At 71.3% G+C, this 16,259-nt stretch carries 12 protein-coding genes and 3 pseudogenes; 9 read left to right on the forward strand and 6 right to left on the reverse strand.

The genetic code is table 11. The features are described 5' to 3' along the window. Positions 1-63: 63 nt before the first annotated feature. Complete coding sequence (locus tag ACFZBP_RS06415) at positions 64-504, reverse strand: DUF3052 domain-containing protein (protein ID WP_383449489.1); 441 nt, start codon at positions 502-504, stop codon at positions 64-66. A 69-nt stretch (positions 505-573) separates the two neighbouring features. On the opposite strand from ACFZBP_RS06415, the gene ACFZBP_RS06420 reads away from it, so the two are divergent. Genes ACFZBP_RS06420 through ACFZBP_RS06440 form a run of 5 tightly spaced genes read left to right on the forward strand, consistent with a single transcriptional unit; the run spans position 574 to position 7,091 of the window. Then, positions 574-2,916, forward strand: coding sequence for a SpoIIE family protein phosphatase (locus ACFZBP_RS06420; RefSeq protein WP_391410539.1), 2,343 nt, complete (start codon positions 574-576; stop codon positions 2,914-2,916). 2 nt (positions 2,917-2,918) lie between these two features. After that, positions 2,919-3,998 carry a substrate-binding domain-containing protein gene (locus tag ACFZBP_RS06425; RefSeq protein ID WP_391410541.1) on the forward strand — a complete coding sequence of 360 codons (1,080 nt, stop codon included), beginning with the start codon at positions 2,919-2,921 and terminating at the stop codon, positions 3,996-3,998. 50 nt (positions 3,999-4,048) lie between these two features. Continuing rightward, positions 4,049-5,290: an extracellular solute-binding protein gene (locus tag ACFZBP_RS06430; RefSeq protein ID WP_391410543.1), complete on the forward strand. Its 1,242-nt coding sequence runs from the start codon at positions 4,049-4,051 to the stop codon at positions 5,288-5,290. Beyond that, positions 5,287-6,267, forward strand: coding sequence for a carbohydrate ABC transporter permease (locus ACFZBP_RS06435; protein ID WP_383449485.1), 981 nt, complete (start codon positions 5,287-5,289; stop codon positions 6,265-6,267). Before ACFZBP_RS06430 ends, ACFZBP_RS06435 begins: the two co-directional genes overlap by 4 nt. Beyond that, positions 6,264-7,091 carry a carbohydrate ABC transporter permease gene (locus tag ACFZBP_RS06440; RefSeq protein WP_383449484.1) on the forward strand — a complete coding sequence of 276 codons (828 nt, stop codon included), beginning with the start codon at positions 6,264-6,266 and terminating at the stop codon, positions 7,089-7,091. Before ACFZBP_RS06435 ends, ACFZBP_RS06440 begins: the two co-directional genes overlap by 4 nt. Before the next feature lie 22 nt (positions 7,092-7,113). On the opposite strand, the gene ACFZBP_RS06445 is transcribed toward ACFZBP_RS06440, so the two are convergent. Beyond that, entirely contained in the window at positions 7,114-8,559 is a 1,446-nt protein-coding gene (locus ACFZBP_RS06445) for a Tat pathway signal sequence domain protein (protein WP_391411583.1), read from the reverse strand. 510 nt (positions 8,560-9,069) lie between these two features. Here ACFZBP_RS06445 and ACFZBP_RS06450 point away from each other — a divergent pair. After that, positions 9,070-9,693: a TetR family transcriptional regulator gene (locus ACFZBP_RS06450; RefSeq protein WP_391410546.1), complete on the forward strand. Its 624-nt coding sequence runs from the start codon at positions 9,070-9,072 to the stop codon at positions 9,691-9,693. Between the two features lie 87 nt (positions 9,694-9,780). Here the strand turns inward: ACFZBP_RS06450 and ACFZBP_RS06455 are convergent. Both ACFZBP_RS06455 and ACFZBP_RS06460 read right to left on the reverse strand, forming a co-directional pair. Next, a pseudogene (locus ACFZBP_RS06455) lies at positions 9,781-10,089 on the reverse strand (MFS transporter); the annotation flags it as partial. A gap of 615 nt (positions 10,090-10,704) precedes the next feature. Next, complete coding sequence (locus ACFZBP_RS06460; RefSeq protein ID WP_391410548.1) at positions 10,705-11,541, reverse strand: NAD(P)H-binding protein; 837 nt, start codon at positions 11,539-11,541, stop codon at positions 10,705-10,707. Between the two features lie 82 nt (positions 11,542-11,623). Here ACFZBP_RS06460 and ACFZBP_RS06465 point away from each other — a divergent pair, with 82 nt between their 5' ends. Continuing rightward, positions 11,624-12,598, forward strand: a complete 975-nt coding sequence (locus ACFZBP_RS06465) for a cupin domain-containing protein (protein ID WP_391410550.1) — start codon at positions 11,624-11,626, stop codon at positions 12,596-12,598. Between the two features lie 369 nt (positions 12,599-12,967). Here the strand turns inward: ACFZBP_RS06465 and ACFZBP_RS06470 are convergent, their stop codons facing one another. Together ACFZBP_RS06470 and ACFZBP_RS06475 are read right to left on the reverse strand one after the other, a co-directional pair. Beyond that, positions 12,968-13,384, reverse strand: a complete 417-nt coding sequence (locus ACFZBP_RS06470) for an SDR family NAD(P)-dependent oxidoreductase (protein WP_391410552.1) — start codon at positions 13,382-13,384, stop codon at positions 12,968-12,970. 10 nt (positions 13,385-13,394) lie between these two features. Further along, entirely contained in the window at positions 13,395-14,405 is a 1,011-nt protein-coding gene (locus tag ACFZBP_RS06475) for a helix-turn-helix domain-containing protein (RefSeq protein WP_391410555.1), read from the reverse strand. An 87-nt stretch (positions 14,406-14,492) separates the two neighbouring features. On the opposite strand from ACFZBP_RS06475, the pseudogene ACFZBP_RS06480 reads away from it, so the two are divergent. Together ACFZBP_RS06480 and ACFZBP_RS06485 are read left to right on the forward strand one after the other, a co-directional pair. Continuing rightward, positions 14,493-15,428: pseudogene (locus ACFZBP_RS06480) on the forward strand (NADP-dependent oxidoreductase); the annotation flags it as partial. Between the two features lie 33 nt (positions 15,429-15,461). Next, positions 15,462-16,220 (forward strand): annotated as a pseudogene (locus ACFZBP_RS06485) (nuclear transport factor 2 family protein); the annotation flags it as partial. Between the last annotated feature and the right edge of the window lie 39 nt (positions 16,221-16,259).

Here is a 16,259-nt window from a genome sequence, read left to right on the forward strand (position 1 = left end):
TGCCCTCGTCTCGTGCCGGCCGCGATTACCGGCGCGATGCTAGTGGTTCACGGTAAGGACTTCTCAAGTTCGCCGGTTGCCGCGGTTCTCCCGGCGCCTGACGAACTTCAGGCCCGACCAGTCCGTGCCCAGTGCCGCGACCTTCACGTCGACGACCCCGAGCGGGAGGAAGAGGTCCCGCAGCGCGTTCTCGGTGATGTCGCTGACGTGGCCGGCGGCCCGCCTGGGCCAGGCGATCCAGAGCATGGCGTCATCAGCCAGGTCGTCGACCAGGCCGGGGGCCTCGGCCACGAGTTCGATGTACGACCGGTGGAACGCGACGGCGACGTCCGCCCCGTTCGGGCCTCCCTCGGCCACGTCACAGCCCTCCGGCAGTCCGGGGATGTCCCAGCCCGCGGGCGCGTGGCGGAGCCGGATCCGGTGGCCCGGCCGCACGCCGATCTTCCGCGCGAGCGGGGTGCCGGTGGCACCCGGGCCGGCGGCACTCGTACCGGAATCGGACACGGTGACCTCCTCATTTCATGCACAGGAATCCGACTTGTCCGATTCTCCCGTGACGCGCACGCTGGAACCGTGTGGTCACCAGATGCCGCTACCGCCACCATCAGCCTTCAGGGCATCGTCACGGGGTGGAGCGAGGGTGCCCGGCGGCTGCTGGGATACGTCGCGGCCGAGGTCGTGGGGCGGGCGGCGGCCGATCTGCTCGTGGACCGGGAGGCGACCGGCTTCTCCCCGGTCGGCTCCGAGGAGTGGAGCGGTACGGCGGTCCTCAGGCACCGCGACGGACACCGCGTCGAGCTGACCCTGCACGCGCATCCCTCGCTGGACGGCGGCGGCGCGACCCAGGCCTTCGTGGTCACCGCCACCACGGGAACGGCCGCCTCCGACCGCGACCGGCGGATGGTGGAGTGGGCCTTCGCCCAGTCCTCGATCGCGCTGTCCACCTACAGCGCCGCGTCGGGCTCGTGGCGGCTGAACGCGGGCGCGGAGACCGACCCGCTGGGTGAGGCACGTTCGGACGAGGGGTTCCTCAGGTGTGTGCGGCGGGTCGCCGAGGAGGCCATGCCGATGCGGTACGAGGGGTTCGCCCCGGCGCCGCCCGCCGCCGCGACCCGGCAGCGCTCCTGGATCGTCGAACTGTGGCCCGTCCGGGACCCCGTGTCGGGCGAGGTGGCCGGGGTCGGCACCGCCGCCTTCGACAGCAGCGAGCAGTACGCCGCCCGGCAGCGGCTGGCCCTGCTGAACGAGGCGGGCTCGCGGATCGGCACCACCCTGGACGTCGCCCGCACCGCCCAGGAACTCGCCGATCTGGCCGTACCCCGGCTGGCCGACTTCGTCAGCGTGGACCTGCTCGACTCGGTGGTGCGCGGGGAGGAACCGGTGCCGGGGACGGTCGACGCCGCCGTGATGCTGCGCCGGGTCGCCCACCAGTCTTCGGCCGAGGGCGGGGGCGTGCCGGAGGCGGCCATCGCCCTGGGCGGGATCGACACCTATCCGTCGTTCTCGCCGCCGGCCCGTTCCCTGACCAGCGGGCGGCCGGTGCTCAGCGGCGTGGACGACCCCGACTTCGCCCGCTGGGTCGGCGAGCACGAGGCGCGGGCGGCCGTGGTCCGCGAGCACGGCTTCCACTCGGTCATGGCGACCCCGCTGCGGGCCCGGGGCATCACCCTCGGCGTCGCTGTCTTCGTCCGCGGCAAGGGCTCCCCGCCCTTCCAGCAGGACGACCTGATCCTCGCCGAGGAACTCGCGGGCCGGGCCGCCGTCGGTGTGGACAACGCCCGCCGCTACACCCGTGAGCGCACCAACGCCCTCACCCTGCAACGCAGCCTGCTCCCCCGTGACCTGCCGAAACAGGCGGCCGTCGAGGTGGCGTACCGCTATCTGCCGGCCGGTACGGGGGCCGGCGTCGGCGGTGACTGGTTCGACGTCGTGCCCCTGTCCGGCACCCGGGTCGCCCTGGTGGTCGGTGACGTCGTCGGGCATGGCATCCACGCCTCGGCGACCATGGGGCGGCTGCGGACCGCCGTACGCACCCTCGCGGACGTGGACCTGCCCCCGGACGAGTTGCTCACCCACCTCGACGACCTGGTCACCCATCTCACCTCGGACGACGACAGCACCGTCCGCGACCTGCCGTACACCGGCGGGATCGGTGCGACGTGTCTGTACGCCGTCTACGACCCGGTCTCCCGGGTCTGCACCCTCGCCAGCGCCGGCCATGTCCCGCCGGTGCTGCTGCTGCCCGACGGCACGGTCAGCGTCATCCGGCTCACGCCAGGGCCGCTGCTCGGCGTCGGCGGGCTGCCCTTCGAGGCGACCGAGCTGGAGCTGCCGGAGGGCAGTCTGCTCGCCTTCTACACGGACGGCCTGATCGCCCGCGACCGCGACATGGGCCTCGGCCTCGAACGGCTCTGTGAGGCCATGTCCTCCCCGGTGCCCTCGCTGGAGATCACCTGCGACGCCGTGCTGCGGGCCATGCTCCCGGAGAGCCCCGCCGACGACGTGGCCCTCCTGCTGGCCCGCACCCGCGCCCTGCACGCCGACCAGGTCGCCGCCTGGGCCCTGCCGTCCGACCCGGCGATCGTGGCCGACGCCCGCGCGCAGGCCACCCGGCAGCTCGCGGCATGGGGCCTTCAGGAGGCGGCGTTCGTGACCGAGCTGGTGGTGAGCGAGCTGGTCACCAACGCCATCCGCTACGGCGACGTACCCATCGGCCTGCGGCTGATCCGGGACCGCACCCTGATCTGCGAGGTGTCCGACGCCAGCAGCACCGCCCCGCATCTGCGCCGGGCCCGCACCTACGACGAGGGCGGTCGCGGGCTGCACATGGTCGCGCAGCTCACCCAGGGCTGGGGCACCCGGCAGACACCCACCGGCAAGACGATCTGGGCCGAGCAGCCTCTCCCGGTCGGCTGACCATGCCCGAGCACGCGCGCGCCCCCACCAGGCCATCGGCCGGGGGCGAGCACGCCACGCACACCCTCGGGCTGCTCTACCCGCCGTCCGGCCGCATGGGCGACTACACCACCATGCAGCTCGCCTTCATCGGCGGCGTCGCCGAGGCAGCCGCGGCGCACGGCTACGACATGCTGCTCTCCCCAGCCGAGACGGCCGACGACGGCTCGTTCCGACGGATGGTCGGGGCGCCGCCGGAGCACGTCGAGCGGCACTGGGGCGGAGGTGCGCCGCGGCGGGACAGTGCGACACGGGGTGGCGATGCCCTGCGGGCCGAGAGTGCGCCCCGGGGCGGCGATGCGCCACGGGCCGACGATGCCCCGCGGGTGGACGGTGTGATCGTGATGGAGATCCGCCGCGAGGACAGCCGGGTCGAGCGGCTGGCCGAGGCGGGCTTCCCGTTCGTGGCCATCGGCCGCAACCACCGCTGCGACGGGGCGGGCTGGGTCGATCTGGACTTCGCCGGGCTGGCGAGCGGCTGTGTACGGCACCTCACCGATCTGGGGCACAGCCGGATCGCCTTCGTCAACCGCTCCGAGCAGCTGTTCAACGTCGGCTACGGCTTCGCCCGGCTCGGCCACGAGGGCTACACCACCGCGATGACGGACCTGGGCCACGAGCCGCGCGCCTATCTGTGCGGCGACGACCTCGCCTCGGGCGAGGAGGTCGTGGCGCGGATCCTCGCGGACGATCCGGCGACCACCTCGCTGGTCACCATGAACGAGGCGGCGCTGGAGGGCGTCTACCGCGGGCTGACCCGGCACGGCCGCAGCGTGCCGCGCGACTTCTCGGTCGTCGGGGTGGCGGCGAGCCCCTGGGCCGAGCAGGTGTCCCCGCAGCTGACCGCCGCCGAGATCCCGGCCAAGGAGATGAGCCGGGTCGCCGTCGAGCTGATGGTGGAACGACTGCGCTCCCCCGACTCCACGCCCCGGCACGTCCTGCTGAAGCCGCTGATCACCCTGCGGGCGAGCACGGGACGGTGCCTTCCGGTGCCCGGTTCGGAACCCGAGCCGGAATTCCCCGATTTCGACCTGGATTTCTGATACGTCGGGGTATGCCGAGTCACCACCTCGAACACCCCCGGGAGGGGAGCATGTCGTACCCGGTCGACCGCCGCCGGTTCCTGCGCACCGTCGGCGCGGGCGCCGCCGCCCTCTCCGGCGGCGCGGCGCTGGCCTCGTGCGGCGGCTCCGACGAGCCCAGCACCACCACCCTCACCTGGTGGGACTACTTCACGCTGGACAACTTCCAGCCCGGCATGACCCGGCTGATCAAGGACATCGAGGCCGCGGTGCCGGACGTACGGATCGAGCGGCGGACGTTCCCGTTCGCGGAGCTGGAGCGGCAGATCACCCTGAGCGCGATCTCCGGTGACCTGCCCGACATCGCGATCGTCGACAACGTCTCCATGAACACCCTCGGCGGCAGCGGTCTGCTCGCCGACCTCACCGGCCGGGTCGAGGAGTGGGGCCAGGCCGGGCAGTACTACAAGGGGCCCTGGGACGGCTGCCAGGTCGGCGGCAGGACGCTCGGCATCCCCAACCAGAGCAACTGCCTGGCCCTGTACTACAACACCGGGATGCTCCAGGACGCCGGCGTCCAACCGCCCACCACCTGGGCCGAGCTGGCCTCCGCCGCCGAGCGGCTGACCCGGGGGGACCGGTATGGCCTGGCGCTGAGCGCGATCCGCACCGAGGAGGGCGTCTTCCAGTTCCTGCCGTTCCTGTGGCAGGCGGGCGGCGACCTGGACACCTTCGCCACGTACGGCGCCACCGCCCTGTCGTTCCTGGACGACCTGGTCGCCAAGGGCTCCCTGTCCGAGCAGTGCGTGGGCTGGACCCAGCAGGACGTCAACACCCGGTTCCTCAACCAGCGGGCGGCGCTGCAGATCAACGGCCCCTGGCAGATCCCCATGCTGAAGGAGGCCGACTTCGACTGGGCCGTGGTCGCCCTGCCCCGCGACAAGGAGGCGGCCACCTGTCTGGGCGGGGAGAACTGGGTGCTGACGAAGAGCAGCGACCATCTGGACAAGGCGTGGGAGGTGCTGGAGTACACCCAGCGCCCGTCGGTGCTGACGCCGTACCTCGTCTCCTTCGGCAACCTGCCCGCCCGCAAGGACCTCGCCGACCGGGGCACCTGGGCCTCCGACCCGGCGCTGCGGCTCTTCCTGAGCCAGCTGCCGCTGGCCCGGCCACGCCAGTACGGCCCGCACTACGCCGACGCCTCGCAGGCCGTCGCGGAGGCGGAGCAGGCCGTACTGACCGGGTCGGCGGCCCCCTCGGCCGCGGCACGGACGGCGGCCGGGAAGATCGACAAGGCGCTGGGCGAGCGGTGAGAGGGCGTCAGGCCCTCGCGCTGGAGCTCCGCCGAAGAAGGACCGGGCTCCCGCCGGCCGGCCCCGGTCCGGTACGCGGCCCCTCCGCCCGCCGACGCCGCACCGGATACCTCTTCTGTCTCCCGGGCCTGGCCTTCCTCGCCCTGTTCCTGGCCTACCCGCTCTTCTACAACCTCTGGACGTCCGTGCACGACGTCCGGCTGAGCGGCCTGCTCGGCGGGGCCGAGCGCTTCAACGGCCTCGACAACTACCGGGTGGTCCTCGACGACCCGGGGTTCTGGCACTCCGTACGCCTGTCGCTGCTGTTCACGCTGGGCTCGCTGGCCTGCCAGTTCACCCTCGGCTTCGCCCTGGCCCTGCTCTTCGCCCGCCCGTTCCCGCTGAACGGCCTGCTGCGCGCCCTGCTCCTGATGGCCTGGCTGCTGCCGCCCATCGTCAGCGGCACCCTCTTCCGCTGGCTGCTGGACGCGGAGTCCGGCGCGTACAACGCGCTGCTCAGGGCCGTCGGACTGGACGCCCTCGCCCACGACTGGCTGACCGACCCGTCCACCTCGCTGGCCGGCGTGATCCTCGCCAACATCTGGGTCGGCGTGCCCTTCAACATGCTGCTGCTCCTGGTCGGCCTGCACACCATCGACCCCGAGCTCCACGAGGCCGCGGCCCTCGACGGAGCGAACGCCTGGCAGCGCTTGCGCCGTATCACCCTGCCCCTGATGCGCCCGGTCTCCGTGACCGTCCTCCTGCTCGGACTGCTCTACACCTTCAAGGTCTTCGACCTGATCTTCGTGATGACGGGCGGCGGCCCGGTCGACGCCACACGCGTGCTGTCCCTCTACGTCTACGAGGTCTTCTTCCGCTTCTTCCGGTTCGGCGAGGGCGCGGCCGCCGGACTGCTGCTGCTCGTCGTGCCGCTGCTCACGGGCGTCCTGTACGTACGACGGCTGCGGCGCGAGGACGCGGTGGGAGGTTCCACGTGAAACCTCCCCGCCACCCGTGGCTGCTCACCGCGCTCGCCACGCTGATCACTGCGGCCTTCCTCCTGCCGGTGTACTGGATGGCCAAGACCAGCCTGACCCTCCCGGACCGCATCCTCGCCCCGACCCCGCAGTGGCTGCCCACCCCGCTCACCGCCGAGAACTACCGGACGGCCCTGGACTACGCGGGCCTGACCCGGGCCCTCCTCAACAGCTTGGTGATCTCCAGCGGCGTGGTGGCCCTCACCCTCGTCCTCGGCGTCCCGCTCGCCTACGCGCTCGCCCGCGTCCGGCCGCGCGGCTCGGGCGCGATGGTGCTGGCCCTGCTGGTCGCCCAACTGCCGCCCGCCATCGTGCTGGCGGCACCCCTGTTCATCCTGGAGCGCCGGGCCGGTCTCGACGACAGCTACCTCGGTCTGATCGCCGCCGACACGACCCTCACCCTGCCCTTCGCCGTGATCGTGCTGCGCCCGGTGCTGCGGTCCTTCCCGCCGGAGCTGGAGGAGGCCGCGCTGGTCGACGGCTGCGGGCTGCCCGGCGTGCTGCTGCGGGTCGTCCTGCCGGTCATGGCGCCGAGCCTGGTCGCGACGGCCGGGCTGTGCTTCCTGATCGGCTGGGGCGAGTTCCTGTTCGGTCTCACGCTGGCCGCGGGCCCGGACGTCCAGCCCGTCACCGTCCTGCTGAACGCGTTCGTCGGGCAGCACGGCACGGCGTGGGGCGCCCTGATGGCCACCGCCACGCTCATCAGCGTCCCGGTGGTCTGTGTGTTCGCCCTCTTCCAGCGTTTCATCGTGGGCGGGTTGACGGCGGGCAGCGGACGCGGGTGAGGCGCCGTGGCCGGCCGGTGCCTCAGACCCGCAGCGGGTTCGCGCGCACGGCCGCCATCAGATACCAGGCGGTCGCCCCGAGGTGCCGGTAGGGGTAGTAGCCGAACCCGAACCCGGTGTCGAGCGGGCTGCTGGCCGACACGACCCCGGCCCGCTCGGGCAGCGCCCGTCCGCCGACGGTCTGACCGCCCCCGAGCAGATCCTGGGCCCGCTCGATGGAGTCGAGCAGCCGCCGCGCCCGCGCCTCGTCCCCGCGCCCGTGCCGCTCCCGCAGGGCGAGCGCGAGATGAGCCGTCCCCTCGAACCACACGCCGTTGCGGTCGGGCTTGGGCTGCGAGTCGGCGATCGGGGCGTCCTCGTTCGCGACGAGACCGGCCGAGCTGAACGTGACACCTTCGTACGACTGCCCCGCCGGCACCGTGCTGTTGCGCCGCTCGGCGTGGTCGAGGACGGCCAGCTCGCGCGCGGCCCAGTCCAGCGAACGGGCATGGGCGCGAGCGTCGAGAGCCAGATAGGTCCAGGTCTGGGTGTCCGCGGGAATCGGCGACTTGTTGACGGTCACCCCGTCATTGGTCCCGGTGTAGAAGAACCCGCCGTCCGCGTCCCACATGCGGCTGAGGAAGGCCCGGGCACGAGCCCGCCGCTCCAGCCAGACCTGGTCCCCCGTCAGCCGGGCCAGCCGCCCGAACAGGCAGACGAGGTCGGTGTTGTGCTCGGTGGAGGTGAAGGGCAGCTTCTGGTTGGCCCCGTCGACCCCGAACTTGTACCCGCCGAGCGGTTCTTCGGTACGCCCGTTCCGCTCGATCCACTCCCCGATCCGCACCGCCCCGGCGAGGAACCGCCGCTCCCCGGTCCGCCCCGCCAGCGCGCTGAGGGCGATCCCGGCCCAGGCCATGTCCCCCACGGCCGTGCCCGTGAACCCGAACTGCGTCCCCACGTTGGCGCTGCCGTCCGCCCGCACGAACCCGTCCGGCTGGAGCGAGCCGTCGTAGAAGGTGTACGGCCCGACGTTGTACGCCTGCCGCAGCCGGCCGTCGTCGTGCGCCGGGTCGTGCTCCTGCGCGTACAGCAGCGCGTCCCCGAGCGCCACGGCCCGGGCCCGACCGTCGGCGGTGCGGGCGGCGAGGTGGGCGAGGATCGCGAGGGCGTTGTCGTACGTGAAGGCGGTGCTGAACAGGCCGGCCTGGTCGGCGTAGCTCTGGGCGAGGCGGACGGGGCCGTGGTCGGGGTAGGCGTCCATGGCGGCGGCGAGGAAGGCGTGGCCGCGGCGCTGTGCGGAGGCCGCGCGCGAATGTCCGGCGCCGGATCCAGCCGACCCGGCGTGCGCCGACCCCACCCCGGCCACGGTGAGCACGGCGGCACCGAGCCCGGCCCCCAGCAAGCCACGGCGACTGACCGCCGGGCCTCGTCCTCGTCCCGGTCCGTCGGTCGCATGGTTCACGCCGGTCACACGGTTCACGCCGGTCATGCCGTTCATGGGTCTCCCTCGCCGGGCCTTGAGAGCGCTCTCACAAATGCGGAGTCATTCTGCTGGGCGGGGCGGGGTGGGTCAATGTCCGTGCGATGTCGGGCAGTTGACGGTCATGGAGGTGCGAGGACGTCCTTGAAGCTCCGGAAGGCGCCCCGCCCGCCGACGGCGATCCACAGCCGGTCGGCAAGGGCAGCGTCGTCGAGCCGAGGCATGTGGAGGAACTGCTGCCGGTCGGGCAGCGGGAGACCGTTGCGATGTCCCGCTGCCCGAGCGTGATCACGGGTCAGGTGCGGGGGCGGTGGGGAGCACTTGCCCACCGAGCCACGGTGCACGATGGTCGCCGCCTGGGAACCTATGCACCCGGCCTTCGGCGGGAAAACTGACCTGTACTGCCACAGAGGGGACCTCAGCTGCCGGACTGGAGACCGCTACCGCTCGGAGGAATCTCCGGAAACCGCAACATGATCGAGCGACTTATTCGCCGGACTAAGTCGATATGATGCCTTCATGGCTCATGTTTCTGCGGCAGAGCGCCGTCCTCAGCTGATCAAGGCCGCCATCGACCTCATGACGAGGGAGGGTGTGGCTGCCGGAAGCACCCGTGCCATCGCGGCCGAACTGGGAGTGGCCCAGGCAACGGTGCACTACACCTTCGGCACCAAGGAAGATCTGTACCGGGCCGTCATGGAACAGCTCACCCATGATCTGATCGCACAGGTCGAACGGGCGGCGCCCGCGGACGCCGGCTTCGAGGAGACGGTCGCGGTACTCGCCGCCGCCCTGTGGCAGACCGTGCGCGAGCAGCCGACCGCCCACCAGCTGCTCACCGAACTGTCCATGCTCGCGCTCCGGACGCCATCGCTGCAGGAGGCCCTCGAGGGCCACTACGGCAAGGTGACGGCCGTGACGACGAGGCTGGTGACCGAGGCGGCCGAGCGCACCGGTCACCAGCTCGCCCAGCCGGCGGAGACCCTCGCCCGGTTCTTCCTGGCCGGCTTCGACGGCCTCTCGATGCAGCACCTCTCCCTGCCCGACGAGGAGGCCGAGCTCGCCTGTCTGCAGGCCCTGGTCTCCGCTGTCGTCGCTCTCGCCGGAGGCCGAATGGAGCTCGTGACCCTGCCGACGAACTGACGGCGGGGTGGAACAGGCCCCCGTTGCCGAGGCGACCGGTCCTCAACGCCCGGACGGCCGCGAGGTCGGGACGACGTCTTCAGACCGGACGATGATGCCGACCTGGAACATCCGCCTGCGGCCGAAGAGGTCGCCGGCCTTGCCACCGAACAGCAGCAGGCCGCCGAAGGCGAGCGCGTAGGCGTTGACGATCCAGGCCAGGTTCGCGTCGGACACCTCCAGATCGGTCTGGATGCTGGGCAACGCGATGTTGGTGATGGTGTCGTCGAGAACGACCATGAGCTGGGCCGCGGCGATCACGAAGAGCGCCAGGCCGAGGTGCCGACCGCGGGGCGAAGCCCCGGACGTATCGGTACCCGGCTGCGCGGGGACGGTGGACGTGCTGTCGGCAGACAAGGGGAACTCCAGATGGCGAAGGGGGCGCGGAAAACAGACTTCACCCGAACAACGAAGAAACCTGGAAGGCCGACCGTCACGGCGAGGCCGGGCCTTGACGTCGGTGACGGTGGCCGTGTCGTTGTAAGTACCCACACCGCACCGTGTTCGAGGGAGTGGAGGGCCGGGCTGAGTGGCTGCCGGGCGGAAACACCGCCCCTTGATGTCCGCTGTCGAAGAGATCCACGCACGGCGGATCGGCAGTTCGGTGGCAGGCTTTCGTACGCCGTCCAGACAGCCCCCGCACGAGAGGGTGCCGACGCAGCTCACTTCCACCACGGCAACCGCCGCAGCCGGGACCGGTCGACTGCGGTTCGGCGTGGCGCCTGGTTGGGCAAAACGGCGGACTGATGCTGGACAGGCAGCCGACCCCGAACTCACCATGCCGCTCAGCTACAGCCTGGCCCGGCGGCAAGGGTCCTACAGCGCCCGAGCACGGATGGGGTTCGCGTCGCCAAGTGGCCAGTCGCCCCTCGAACGACACCAGTTGCCGGCATCGGGCGCCTGCGGCTGTGGCCACCGCCGACCACCTGACGGGCCGGGCACGGCAGTACCTGCGTGGCGAGCTCGGGAAGGTCAGGGGTTCCAGACGCCCTGCTGGGCGGCGGCCCTGACGTAGTCGGAAAAGTCCCGCGGAGACCGGCCCAACGAACGCTGCACACCATCGCTGAGTGTGGCGAGGCCGCCGGAACGGACGTACTCGTACAGACCGACCGACAGGTGCACCCACTCCTCGGGCACTCCCTGAGCGCGCTGCTCGTCCGCGTACGCCTCCGGGGTCAGCGACACGTAGCGAAGGTCGCGGCCGGTGGCCCGAGCGATTTCCTCGACCGCATCCCGGAAGGACATCAACCGAGGGCCGCTGAGCTCGTAGTACCACCCGGCGTGCCCGGCCTCGGTGAGCGCGGCGACCGCCACCTCGGCGATGTCCTCGGCATCGACGAACGCCTCCTTGCCGTCCCCGGCCGGCAGCCGTACCTCACCACCCAACACGGGGTGGCGCAGGAAATCTTCGCTGAAGTTCTGGAAGAACCACCGCGGCCGCAGCACAGTCCACTCCAGGCCCGCGTGTTCCAGCGCCCGCTCTGCGGCACGTACGGACTCGCGGTCCGGGCCCCCGCCCTCGGGCATGGACAGCAGCACCGCGCGCTGGACCCCGGCCGCCGCGGCCCGCCGGGCGAACGTGCCAAGAGTCTCCGCGGCCTGCGGGCTGCCGAGGTCGGAGACGACCAGGTACATCGCGGTCACACCCCGCATGACCGGCTCCCACGTGCTCCGGTCCGTCCAGTCGAGGGGCGGCGTACCGGTGCGAGAGGCCGCGCGGACTGCCACGCCACGCTCCTGAAGCAGCCGCACAACTCGGCGGCCGGTCTTGCCCGTAGCGCCGGTCACCAGGATCGTCTCGTCGTTCATGGATTCAACTGAACCAGTCACCGTTGGCCCCGGCCATGCCGTGCAGGCTCAGGTCCATACTCGTTCGTCTACGCTGACCGGCATGGATGGCCCCCTGGGACTGACCAGCACGGATCCGCTGACGGATCTCCTGAACGGGGTACGGACCAGTGGCGCGATCTTCAACCAGTCCTCCCTGAGCGGCTCCTGGGCGATGCGCTTCGAGGACGGCTCACCGCTGGCCCTCGCGGTCCTCCTGCACGGTTCCGCCTGGATCACCCCACAGGGCGGCGCCCCGGTCCGGCTCGGTCCCGGTGATGTCGCCGTGCTGTGCGGGGGCGCACCGTATGTGATCGCGAATGCCCCGGCCACCGAACCCGACATGATGATCCGTCCTGACGGCCGCTGCACGCCCGCGCAGGGCGAGGAACTGGTCGACGCGCAAGTTCCGGATGCCGGCACCTGGGACACGGCAGGGGCGGACAGCACGCTCCTGCTGAGCGGCCTGTACACCGTGGACTGCGGCACTCCGGGCCGGCTGCTCGCCGCCCTGCCGCCCCTGGCCGTCATCGAGGCGAACGTGGGCGCCTGCCCCGTCAGCCCGACGACCTTCGAGGAGATCACCCGCGAGGAGCCCGGGCAGCAGATCCTCCTGGACCGGACGCTGGACCTGATGCTCATCACCGCCCTGCGCGCCTGGTTCACCCGCCCCGGCGCTCAGGCCCCCACCTGGTACCGGGCCCACAGCGACCCCGCGGTCGGCCCCGCCCTGCGCCTGCTGCAAACCAACCCCGCACACCCCTGGACACTGCCTGCCCTGGCAGCCGAGGCAGGCGCGTCACGAGCGAACCTGGCCCGGCGCTTCACCGCCCTGGTCGGACAGCCGCCCATGACCTACCTACGGGAAAGGCGCCTGGCCCTGGCCGCCGACCTGTTGCGCGCCCCCGGGGCGACACTCACCGAGGTAGCGGACCGCGTCGGCTTCTCCAACGCCTTCTCCCTCAGCGCCGCGTTCAAGAGGGAGCACGGCGTCAGCCCGAGCGAGTACCGGACAGATACCGCGCGCACGAAGCCCTGACAGCATCGGCGGACCCGCTTTGTGGCTCCCGACACCATGCGCCGAAGCTCCTCCCAGGCGCCGTTTCGGACGGGCCACCGGACGCCCGAACCTCCTCAACGTCGCCATCGGCCGAGCCAGTCGCCGCGTGTTCGTGATCAGCAGCCGCGAAGTCCGGCAAGACCGCCGCTGCATGCCCGGGCCCGGGCCGGGCCGGCATCTCGCCTGGCGCGATACCGACACGCGTCTGCTCTCAAGCTGAGTACCGCGGACTCGACCTTGGCACCGGAATTCCCGTGAGTCAGTCGCCCAGTTGCGCGGCGAGCTGCGCCTCGATGGCCGGGTACAGCAGGGCCCGGTCGTCGTGCAGCGTGGACTTCACGTTGCGGCTCATCTCGTCGACGATGGCCTCGGGCCGACCTGCCTCCAGCAGGTCCAGGGCGCTGCGGGCCACGTCGGTCGCGGGGTCTTGGGGACGTCGAAGCCGGCCTGCATGTCGGTGTCGACCGGCCCGACGTGGACGGCGACGACTTCGGTCCCCTGCGTCTTGAGCTGCTGCCTGGCGGCGTTGGTGTAGCTCCACGCGGCTGCCTTCGACGCGCCGTACGTTGCGGCTACGGGGTACGCCGCCCACGAGGCGACCGAGAGCATGTTGACGAAGGCACCGCCGCCGTGGGCCGCCACGACCGGGGCGAACGCTTGCGTCATGGAGATGAGCCCGAAGTAGTTCACCTCAAGCTCGCTGCGCGCGATATCGAGCGACGCGGAGAGGGGGAGGTTGCTGTTGGCGACACCGGCGTTGTTCACGACGATCGAGTTACGGTCCAGGGCGACATGCTTGCCCGTCCCGCCGAGCATCCGCCGCGGCGGCACGGCTCGTTGACGGTGCGCCTCGGAAGGTCCGCCGGTAGGCCAGTGGTGTGACGCCGATAGCGGCGTGCAGGTGTTCGCGCAGCGAGGTGCCGCCGGCGAAGCCGACCTGGCCGGCGACCTCGTCGACCGGCAGGTCGGTGGATTCCAGCAACTGCCGGGCCCGGTCGACGCGTTGCTGGATGAGCCAGCGTCCGGGGCTCAAGCCGACTTCTTCTTTGAAGCGGCGGGCGAAGGTGCGCTGGCTCATGTTCGACTGCTCTGCAAGGTCGCTCAGCGTCAGCGGCTTGTGCAGGTTCTGCAGCGCCCACTGCCGGGCGGCGGACGTGTCGTTCGCCGTTGCGTCGGGGACCGGGTGTTCGATGTACTGCGCCTGGCCTCCGTCGCGCCACGGGGGGACGACGCAGGTGCGGGCCACACGGTTGGCGATCTCGCTGCCGTGGTCCTTGCGGACAAGGTGCAGGCAGACATCGATGCCGGCAGCGGCACCGGCCGAGGTCAGCACGTCGCCTTCGTCGACGAACAGGACGTTCGGGTCGAGTTCCACCTGCGGGTACCACTCCCGGAAGAGGCCTGTGGCGTGCCAGTGCGTGGTGGCCCGGTGCCCGTCGAGCAGCCCCGCCGCGGCCAGCACGAAGGCGCCGGTGCAGGTCGACACGATCCGGGTGCCGGGGGCCACGTACGCGAGGACTTGCGCCAGGTCGACCGACGTCTGACGGCGGGGGTTGCCGGTGTGGAACGGCGCGATGATGACGGTGTCGGCGGTGCGCAACGCCTCCGGGCCATGATCGACGCTGATGGAGAAGTCCGCGTTGGTGCGCACCGGGTGACCGTCGATGCTGCAGGTCACGACCTCGTAGCGGCCGTCCGCGGCGCCGAAGACGCGGTGGGGAATGCCCAGGTCGAACGGGTACACCCCGTGCGAGGCGAGGACAACGACGCGGTGCACCTTGATCATGGCAGGATCCCGTCGAAAATTGGCGATCGTGCCATTGTAGGGGCCCGTGACGGCGGCCAGGCTGGGCCCATGACGGACACCGAGACCATGCGAGCCATCAGCCAGGACACCTACGGCGCCCCCGACGTACTGCAGGAGACCCTGCTGCCCAAACCGGCGCCAGGGGTGAGCGAGATCCTGGTAGCCGTCCACGCGGCCGGGGTCAACCCGACCGACTGGGGGAACCGTGCCCAGTCCGCGACCATCGCCCGGCTGCCGCTGGTGCTCGGCTGGGACGTCTCCGGCGTCGTCGAGGCCGTCGGCGTGGGCGTCACCCTGTTCAAGCCCGGCGACGAGGTCTTCGGCATGCTGCCCTACCCGGGCGGAGTCGGCTCGCACGCCGAGTACGTGACCGGGCCGGCCCGCGTCTTCACGCACAAGCCCGCCGGCATCGACCACGTCCAGGCGGGTGCGCTGCCGCTGGCCGCGCTGACCGCCTACCAGGCACTGGTCGACACCGCCGGCGTCCGGACCGGGCAGCGAGTCCTGATCCACGCGGCGGCCGGCGGCGTCGGTCACCTCGCCGTGCAGATCGCCAAGGCCCGCGGCGCGTACGTGATCGGCACCGCCAGCGCCGCCAAACACGACTTCCTGCGATCCCTCGGTGCCGACGAGGTCATCGATTACCACAGCGTCGACTTCACCGAGGTGCTCAGCGACATCGACGTGGTCCTCGACCCGATCTCCCGTGACCCCGCCGCCCGCGCCCGATCCGTGGCCGTGCTGCGCCCGGGCGGCACCCTCGTCTCGATCCTTCCGGTACCCGTCGACGCCGGCGAACTGGCGGCGATCGCCGAGCGGGGGATCCGCTACGAGTCGCTGCTGGTCGAGGCCGACCACGCCGGCATGCAGGCCATCGCCGCCCTCGTCGAGACCGGCGCACTGCGCGCCCACATCGACGCCACCTTCCCGCTCGCCGAGGCCGCGAAGGCGCACACGCTCGGCGAGACCGGCCGCACCACCGGCAAGATCGTGCTGACTGTCCGAGACAGCAAGGCACAACTTGCCAAGCAACTGCTGCATGACGTGTTCGTCCTCGGCGACACGGCCATCGTCGATCGGGTCGTGCGGCCCGATTCCTACATCCAGCACAACCCCCTGGCGCCCGACGGAGCCGACGCCCTCAAGAACTTCAGCGGCGCCATGCGACAGCAGTTCCCGCAGGCCGCCTTCGAGCCCCGCCGGATCATCACCGACGGCGATCTGGTGCTGCTGCACTCCCGCTACGTCATGGTGCCGGGCACCGAGGGTCTGGCCGTGTTCGACCTGTTCCGCTTCCAGGACGGCAAGATCGCCGAGCACTGGGACGTCATTCAGGAAGTGCCGGCCAGCACTGCCAACGGCAACGACATGTTCGCCACGCTCAGCGAGCCGCAGACCGACGCGGTCGGGCAGCGCTGGTTCACCGCCTACCACAAGGAACTGGTCACCGCGTTCGTCGACCAGCTGCTGGTCCGCAAGGACCTGACCGCCATCGACGCCTACGTCGGCGCCGACTACCACGAACACAGCCCGACCATCTCCGACGGCGCGGCCGGCCTCAAGGCCGACCTGGGCAGCTACTTCGACAAGTTCCCGCAGTCGAGTGTCACACCGAAACGCGTCATCGCCGAAGGCGACCTGGTCGCCGTGCACAGCCACTACGTCGACACGCCGGGCGAGCGTGGCCGGTCGGTCATCGACCTCTTCCGGGTCCGCGATGCCAGGATCGTCGAGCACTGGAGCTCCGAACAGGCCGTGCCCGAGACCGCCGCCAACGACAACACGATGTTCTGACAGCCGCCGGGGGCGGGGCGAATCGTGTCCAGCCCCCAC

The organism is Streptomyces sp. NPDC008086 (genome assembly GCF_042957325.1).
Taxonomy (GTDB): Bacteria; Actinomycetota; Actinomycetes; order Streptomycetales; family Streptomycetaceae; genus Streptomyces.

Bases quoted from the DNA above. Each gene is read 5' to 3' on its own strand.
- ACFZBP_RS06425 (WP_391410541.1), top strand. From the start codon at position 2,919: ATGCCCGAGCACGCGCGCGCCCCCACCAGGCCATCGGCCGGGGGCGAG.
- ACFZBP_RS06430 (WP_391410543.1), top strand. From the start codon at position 4,049: ATGTCGTACCCGGTCGACCGCCGCCGGTTCCTGCGCACCGTCGGCGCG.
- ACFZBP_RS06445 (WP_391411583.1), bottom strand. From the start codon at position 8,559: ATGACCGGCGTGAACCGTGTGACCGGCGTGAACCATGCGACCGACGGA.
- ACFZBP_RS06450 (WP_391410546.1), top strand. From the start codon at position 9,070: ATGGCTCATGTTTCTGCGGCAGAGCGCCGTCCTCAGCTGATCAAGGCC.
- ACFZBP_RS06460 (WP_391410548.1), bottom strand. From the start codon at position 11,541: ATGAACGACGAGACGATCCTGGTGACCGGCGCTACGGGCAAGACCGGC.
- ACFZBP_RS06465 (WP_391410550.1), top strand. From the start codon at position 11,624: ATGGATGGCCCCCTGGGACTGACCAGCACGGATCCGCTGACGGATCTC.
- ACFZBP_RS06475 (WP_391410555.1), bottom strand. From the start codon at position 14,405: ATGATCAAGGTGCACCGCGTCGTTGTCCTCGCCTCGCACGGGGTGTAC.